General features: G+C 72.1%; 4 protein-coding genes. 3 read left to right on the top strand and 1 reads right to left on the bottom strand.

Translation table 11 applies throughout. The annotated features are described in order from the left end of the window. Window positions 1-182: 182 nt before the first annotated feature. The 3 genes from ACIBM5_RS37815 to ACIBM5_RS37805 all read left to right on the top strand — a co-directional run bounded on the left by ACIBM5_RS37815 (window position 183) and on the right by ACIBM5_RS37805 (window position 4,778). A complete protein-coding gene (locus tag ACIBM5_RS37815; RefSeq protein WP_396011254.1) occupies window positions 183-701 on the top strand; it encodes an NUDIX domain-containing protein in 519 nt (172 codons plus the stop codon). A gap of 468 nt (window positions 702-1,169) precedes the next feature. Further along, window positions 1,170-3,191, top strand: coding sequence for an IPT/TIG domain-containing protein (locus tag ACIBM5_RS37810; RefSeq protein ID WP_396011253.1), 2,022 nt, complete (start codon window positions 1,170-1,172; stop codon window positions 3,189-3,191). A 309-nt stretch (window positions 3,192-3,500) separates the two neighbouring features. Continuing rightward, window positions 3,501-4,778 (top strand): low temperature requirement protein A, encoded by a 1,278-nt coding sequence (locus ACIBM5_RS37805; protein ID WP_396011252.1) that lies wholly within the window; start codon window positions 3,501-3,503, stop codon window positions 4,776-4,778. A gap of 248 nt (window positions 4,779-5,026) precedes the next feature. On the opposite strand, the gene ACIBM5_RS37800 is transcribed toward ACIBM5_RS37805, so the two are convergent. Next, window positions 5,027-7,267, bottom strand: a complete 2,241-nt coding sequence (locus ACIBM5_RS37800) for an MMPL family transporter (protein WP_396011251.1) — start codon at window positions 7,265-7,267, stop codon at window positions 5,027-5,029. Window positions 7,268-7,665 lie beyond the last annotated feature (398 nt).

The raw sequence follows: 7,665 nt of genomic DNA, 5'->3' as shown, positions 1-7,665 counted from the left end.
GCGGGGTGTGCGGACGAATCGAACGACCGGCCCGGGGGGGTGGGGCGCTGGGCCGCCCCGGGGGGCCCCCCCCCCCCCCCGCCCCCCCCCCCCCCCCCCCCCGGCCCGGCCCGACCCGCCCCCACCAGCCGTGACCCGACCGACCCGAACCGGGCGAGCCGGTTGGAGCTAGGGTCGAGCAGATGACCAACGAGTTCCTGCCGCCCGAGCAGTGGTACGCGCAATTGCCCACCCTCTACGCCGCCGCCTCCGCATTGATCACCGATGCCGAGGACCGGGTGCTCCTGGTCAAACCCAACTACCGGGACTACTGGAACCTGCCCGGCGGCTTCGTCGACCGCAACGAGCCACCACACGTCGCGTGCGCGCGCGAAATACGCGAGGAGCTCGGACTCGACCTCCACGTCGGCGAGTTGCTGGTGATCGACTGGGTGCCCGAGCTCGACCCGAGGCCGCGACCGCTGACCGGCTGGATGTTCGACGGCGGCACGCTCACCCCCGAGCAGATCGCCGCGATCCGCATCCAGGAGGACGAACTCGACGAGTACGCGTTCGTCACCCTCGACCGAGCCGCCGAACTGCTGCCGAGCACCGTCGCGCCACGCGTCCCGGCCGCCGTCCGGGCCCGCGCCCTCGGCCGCGCCGTATACCTGCCCAGGCCCGACCCGACCGGCCCCCGCCCCGACCAGACCGGGCACTGACCCGACCCGACCCGCCCGGCACCGACCCGGCCCGACCCGCCCGGGCACCGACCCGACCGGGTACCGACCCGGCCGGTCCGAGCCGCGATCCGACCGGGCCCGCGCCGCAACACCCGACTTCCACACCCGCTGGGCCCGAATAGCCGACCCGAGCTCCGCCCCGGTCGGGACCCCGCCCCCAGACCCAGCCCCTCCGGCACGGTCCCCCGTGTCCCACCCCCGGCCCCCCGGCCGGATCCCCTCCCTCCCGCCGCCTACACCAACTCCCGCCCCGCCGCCGTCATTTGGCCATTCCGGTCACATCGCCACACGCTTCCCCGGTACGTTTCCGGCGATGCACCGACGAATCGCGATCCGTGATTCGCGGCCGTCTCGATTCGGGTGGGGCCCGAGTGCCGTGCGGGGTGGGGATCGACGTGCCCCGATGGAGACGGCCGGGTGTGGTCCATCTTCAGGGAGGGGATCCCGATGTCGCTCCATCACGCACCGCCCGGGCGCCGGCCGGACCGCAGGCGCCGCAGTCGTTCGGCCGAGCACCCCGATCCGCGCCACCCGCACGGCTCCCGGCAACGACCAGGCGCCCGGCCGCCGTTCCGCGCGTTGCCGCGCCGCCCGATCGCGCTGATCGCGACCGTCGCGGTGATCGCCTCGGGACTCTTCGCGGGTGCGCTCACCCGGGCCACGCCTGCGGCCGCGGCCCGCCCCGGTGTGTCCGCCTACGTCGCCAACTCCGGTTCGAACACGGTGTCCGTGATCGACACCGCGACCAACACCACGACGGCCACCATCCCGGTGGGCCGGGGGCCGTACGGGCTCGCCGCCAACCACGCAGGCACCCGGGTCTACGTGGCCGACTTCGACTCGGCCGACATCTCGGTGATCGACACCGCCACCGACACGGTCACCGGCACGATCGCCACCGGCGGCGCGCCGTTCGCGATGGCCGTCGACCCGACCGACACCCGCCTGTACGTCGCCCAGGGCAATTCCGTGCTGGTGGTGAATACGGCGACCAACACCGTCGCGGCCACGATCGCGGTCGGCACCAACCCGGTCGCGGTCCTGGTCGCCCCTGACGGCGCACACGTGTACGCGGTCAACAACGCCGGCCACGACATCTCGGTGATCGACACGGCCACCGCCGTCGTCGGCAAGACCATCGCGCTTCCCGGCTCGCCCGACGGGGCCGCGCTCAGCCCCGACGGAACACACCTGTACGCCGTGGACGACCGGTCCGGCCTGTGGGTCCTCGACCTGACCGCCGGCGGGGCGCTCACCGCGACCGTCCCGATCGGCGACGGCAGCAACGTCGCGGTGAACGCGACCGGCACCAGGGCCTACGTCTCCGCGTTCCCGGCCGCCGTCAAGGTGGTCGACCTGACCACGAACACGGTGACCGACACCGTGTCGGTGGGCAGTTACCCGGCCAACCTCACGCTGCACGTGGCGGGCGGCTTCGTCTACACCACGAACGCCGTGTCCGGCGACGTGTCGGTGATCGACACCGCGTCCGACACGGTGGTGGCCACCGTCCCGGTCGGGAGCACCCCGTACGGCATCGTCGTGGTCGGCGTCCCGCGGCCGCGCACCGTCACCTCGGTGAGCCCGAACACCGGCCCGGCAACCGGCGGTACCTCGGTGACCGTCACCGGTACGCACTTCACCGGCAGCACCGCCGTCGCGTTCGGCGCTACCCCGGCCACATCCTTCACCGTCGTCGACGACACGACCATCGTCGCTGGCGCACCGCCCGGCGCACCCGGCACCGTCGACGTCACCGTGACCGGCCCCGGCGGCACGAGTGCGACCTCGGCCGCCGACCGGTACACCTACGTGGCCGCGCCCACGGTCACCTCGATCAGCCCGAACTCCGGTCCCGAGGGCGGCGGCACGGTGGTCACCGTCACCGGCACCGACCTCGCGGGCGCGACCGGCGTCACCTTCGGTCCGGGCCGGCCCGCGACCTCGGTCTCGTGCACCGCGACCTCGTGCACCGCCACCGCGCCGCCGGGGCCGGGGGCCGGCCAGGTGGACGTCCGGGTGAGCACCGCCGGTGGGACCAGCGCGACGGTTCCCGCGGATCGCTACACCTACGTCGCGAGCACGGCCGACGTGGCGGTGGCGCTCCGGGCCACCGGCGTACCGTCGTTGTTCAACGCGCACATCGACTACACGGTCACCGTCACCAACCGCGGTCCCGACGCGCTCGGTTCGGCGACCGTCACGGCGCCGCTGCCGGTGCCGATGACCGCGACGTCACCGGACTGCGCGGTGGCCAACCGCACGGTGACCTGCACGGTGGGTCCGCTGGCCAAGGGCGCGGCGACCACCCGCCACTTCACCGCCCCGGTCGGCCTGCTCGGCCTGGGCCTCGCCTACGAGGTCACCGCGAGCCGCACGGCGAGTACACCCGGCGATCCCGATCCGGCGAACAACGCCGCCACGACCTCGTGCACCGTGGTCACGTCACTGATCATCCTCTGCTCGTGACCCCCGGGCGGCTCCCGCGTCGATCCTCCGCCCCGGCGCGGACGGCTTCCGGGCAACCCGGAAGCCGTCCCTGACGGCCGATCAGGACACCTGCGGCGGGCCGGACTTCCGGCCCGCCGCAGGGCGCGTCCGGGCTACGCCGATCGCGAACGCGCGCAAAACGTGCTGCTCCGAACCGGGTGTCGCGGTGATGATGGGCCCGCGCACGTGTGCGACTCGCACCGCATCGGGTCGGACCTCGGTCGGACCGCACCCCGGTGCCGCGCCTCGGCTCCCGATGGGCGCACCCGGACCCACGAAAGCGAACGCATGAGACCCTCCTCGGCCCCCCACGACCCCGATCGACTCGACGCCTCGATACCGGCGCCGCCCCCACCGACGGACCCCCACGACCCGGCCCACGAGAACTCCCTCGACATCCCGATCGACCTCCCGCACGACCCGACCGAAACACCGGCCGAGGCCGAGCGGCCCACCGGCGTGACCCCGATCGAGCTGTTCTTCGACCTGGTCTTCGTCTTCGTGCTCACCCAGGCCACCCACCAGGTGGAGTCCCACCCGGGCTGGAGCGGACTGTTCCAGGGCATGTTGCCGCTGGCGGCGATGTGGTGGATGTTCGGCGCGTTCAGCTGGCTGACCAACGCGGTCCGCCCGGACGCGACGGTGGTCCGGCTGCTGCTGGCGCTCACGATGACCTCGTTCTTCGTGATGGGCCTGGACCTGCCCTACGCGTTCGACCCGGACGGCTGGGCGTTCGGCCTCGCCTTCCTGGTCGCCGTCGCGATGCACGTCGCGCTGTTCCTGACCGCGTCCCAACCCTCGGCCCGAGCCGGGATCGTTCGACTCGCGCCCTTCAACGCGGTCGGCGGCGTGCTGATCCTGATCGCGCCGCACCTGCCGGACGCCGGCACGTGGGTGTGCTGGGCGGCGGCCATCGCGGTGCTGTACCTGTCGATGGTGATCGGACGCGTCCGCGGATTCGTGGTCGAGCCGCACCACTTCGTCGAACGACACGGCCTGATCATCCTGATCGTGCTCGGCGAATCGGTCGTGGCCGTCGGCATCGGCGCGGGTGGTCGGCCGGTCGACTGGAAGCTCGCGGGGGGCATCCTGCTCGGCATCGCGGTCGCCACCGGCATCTGGTGGACGTACTTCGGCAGCGACGACGAACGTACCTTGCGGGCCATGTCGGAGGCGCCCGTGGAGCGCCGGCAGATGCTCGGCTACGTGGCGTTCGGCCTGGCACACGCGGTGATGATCGCCGGCATCGTGCTGGTCGCGGCGGGTATCTCGGACGCCATCCACCACCTGGGCACCCACACGAATCGCTGGTGGCTGGGCGCGGGCCTGGCCACGTTCCTGCTGGGTCACGCCTGGCACCGCTACGTTCTGGCCGCGGGCCCGATCGAGGAACGCGTCGTCGTCGCGGTGGTGGGGGTACCGCTGATCGCGTCCGTGGCGGACACGGGCTGGCTCGTACTCGCGGTCGCCACGCTGCTCCTCGCGACCATGACCGTGACCGACCACTTCCGCCGGACCCACGCCGCGGAGGAGCCGGACCCGCGACCGGTGACCGCGACCGGCTGACCCGCGGGTCGAACCGCCGGCCCCCGACGCGACGAAACGGGGTGGGCCCGAGCCTTCGCTCGGGTGCACCCCGTCCGGATGCCGGGCCCGGATCGCGTCCCGATCCCCTCCGGTCGGGATCTGCCGCCGCGCGGCCACCGACCACACACCCCGCCACAACCACGGACACCCGCCGCGCTGCCCATCGGCAGCACGGCGGGTGTCGGTCACCTCGGTGTCCCCGTCAGTGGGTCACCCGGAAGCCCCGGTCAGGGGACCTTCACCAGATCCGCCGGTACTGCCTCCCCGGCCTGCTCCGCAGCCCGGGCGTCGATGTGCTTCCGCAGACTCTCGCCCTCCACGTCGACGTTCGGCAGGATGCGGTCGAGCCACTTCGGCAGCCACCACGCGGACTTGCCCAACAGCGCGAGCACGGCCGGAACGACCGCCATGCGGACCACGAAGGCGTCCAGGAACACGGCCGAGGCGAGGCCGAAACCGATCATCTTGATCATCGAGTCGGTCGCCCCGATGAAGCCGGAGAAGACCGCGATCATGATGATCGCCGCGGCGGTGACCACGCGTGCGCCGTGCTTGAAGCCGCTGACGACCGCCTCGCGCGGGCTCTCGCCGTGCACGAACGCCTCGCGCATTCCGGTGACGAGGAAGACCTCGTAGTCCATCGCCAGGCCGAACACCACACCGATCAGGAAGATCGGCATCATGCTCATGATCGGCCCGGTCTGTTCGACACCGAACAGCTCGTTCAGCCAGCCGTACTGGAAGACCATGACCACCGAGCCGAGCGCCGCGGCGACCGACAACAGGAACCCGAGGGCCGCCTTGAGCGGCACCAGGATCGACCGGAACACCGCGATCAGCAGCAGGAAGGCGAGCCCGACCACCAGGATCAGGTACGGGAGCAGTGCGTCGTTGAGCTTCTGCGAGAAGTCGATGTTCAACGCGGGGGTACCGCTGACCAGCGTCCTCGATCCGTTCGCGGAGTCGGCCGTCTTGACCGTGGAGCGGATGTCGTGGACGAGCGTCTCGGTCTTCGGGTCGCTCGGCTTGGTGGTCGGCGTGACCTGGATGGTGGCCAGGTTGCCGGCGTCGTTGAAGGCGACGGCGCCGACGGAGGCGACGCCCTTGCCCTTGAGGGTCTCGACCTGTCGGCGGACCGCCTCGGCGGCGGTCGGGCTGTCCTTGCTCTTGGCGGTGTCCACGACCAGCATCAGCGGACCGTTGAACCCGGGGCCGAAGCTCTCGGCGAGCATGTCGTACGCCTGGCGCTGCGTGGTGCTGGTCGGCTGCGCGCTGTCGTCCGGCAGGCCGAGGTTCATGCTCGCCGCAGGCAGCGCGACGGCGCCGAGCCCGACCACGGAGAACAGCAGTACGGCCACCGGGTGGCGCAGTACGAAGCGGGCCCAACGCGAGCCCATGTTCGGCTTCTCGTGACCGTGGCCGAGGCCGGCCTCGTGCTTGGCCGCGCGCTTGCGGTCCTTGCGGCCGAAGATGCGCTTGCCGGCGAAGCCCAGCAGCGCCGGCACGAAGGTCAGGGCCACCAGGACGGCGATCACGACGGTGAAGGCCGCGGCCAGACCCATCTCGGTGAGCACCGGGATGTTCACCACGGCCAGGCCGGACAGCGCGATGACGACGGTGAGCCCGGCGAAGACGACCGCCGAACCCGCGGTGCCCACGGCCCGCCCGGCGGCCTCCTCCGGTTCACGCCCCAGCCTCAGCTCGGTGCGGAAACGGGAGACGATGAACAACGCGTAGTCGATGCCGACCGCGAGACCGATCATCATCGCCAGCGTGGACGTGCTCTCGGAGAGGTCGAAGATGCCGGCCACCGCGGTGATCCCGGCTATGCCGATACCGACCCCGAGCATCGCGGTGAGCAGCGGCAACCCGGCGGCGATCATCGCACCGAAGGTGATCGCGAGCACGACGGCCGCGACCCCCACACCGATGATCTCGCCGTTGCCGACGCTCGACTCGGCGACCAGTGCGTCGCCGCCCACCTCGACGGTCAGCCCCGCGCCCTGGCCCTGCTTCACGGCGCCCTTGAGGATGTCGCGGGAGGAGTCCTTGAGCAGGTCGGCCCCGACCAGATAGTCCACGGTCGCGTACGCGGTCCTCCCGTCGGCGCTCAGCGTCGCGGCCGAGAACGGGTCGGAGGCGTCGGCGATCTCCTGGGTGCCGCGCAGGGCACCCATCGTCTTCTCGACGCCGGCCCTGTTCTGCGGGGCGTCGATCCGCTGCCCGTCGGGGGCGCGGAAGACGATGCGCGCGGTGGCCCCGCCACCTCCGGAGTCGGGGCTGCGCTCCTCGAGCAGGTCGAGGGCCTTCTGTGCCTCGATCCCGGGGATCGAGAACGGCTTGGCGGCGGGCTTGGAAGCGGATGCGGCGCCCACGCCGACGGCGACGAGGATCGCCACCCAGATCAGCAGGGCGAATCGCCTCCGGCGGAACGTCAAGCGCCCGAGTCGATACAGGAAGGTAGCCATGGAAACGGATCTCCGGGTCGGTCGAGGGGTCGACAACGGCCCGCGGGCCCGGCCCGGGGCGGCAGGCATCGCCGGTCGGGCGGAACGCGGAAGTCGGCACGCCGAGGCAAGGCATACGGACGCGCCGGGAACTGCGGTACGAGAGGTCAGGACAAAAGAGGACTCACCACGGCAGGCGGGAGTCCGGGCGCGGCACACCACCGGAGCGGGTGCCGCGTACGTGAAGCGGTCGGGTCGGGCGTGGAACGAGGCGGATCCGGGTCAGGCCGGACAGCGTCCGCCGAACGACCGGGCAGTCGACGGATGCCGGCGGTCTGCCGGACGGTCGTCGTGGGTGCCGGGCCGACGGTGCGGATGCCGCATGCGGCGAGTCTCCTGACTGGGCGGTGAATGCTCCA

Origin of the sequence: Embleya sp. NPDC050493, assembly GCF_044458105.1 — a bacterium.
Lineage (GTDB): Bacteria > Actinomycetota > Actinomycetes > Streptomycetales > Streptomycetaceae > Embleya.
The sequence above is the reverse complement of the archived record's forward strand: the minus strand, read 5'-3'. Positions and strand labels throughout refer to the sequence as shown.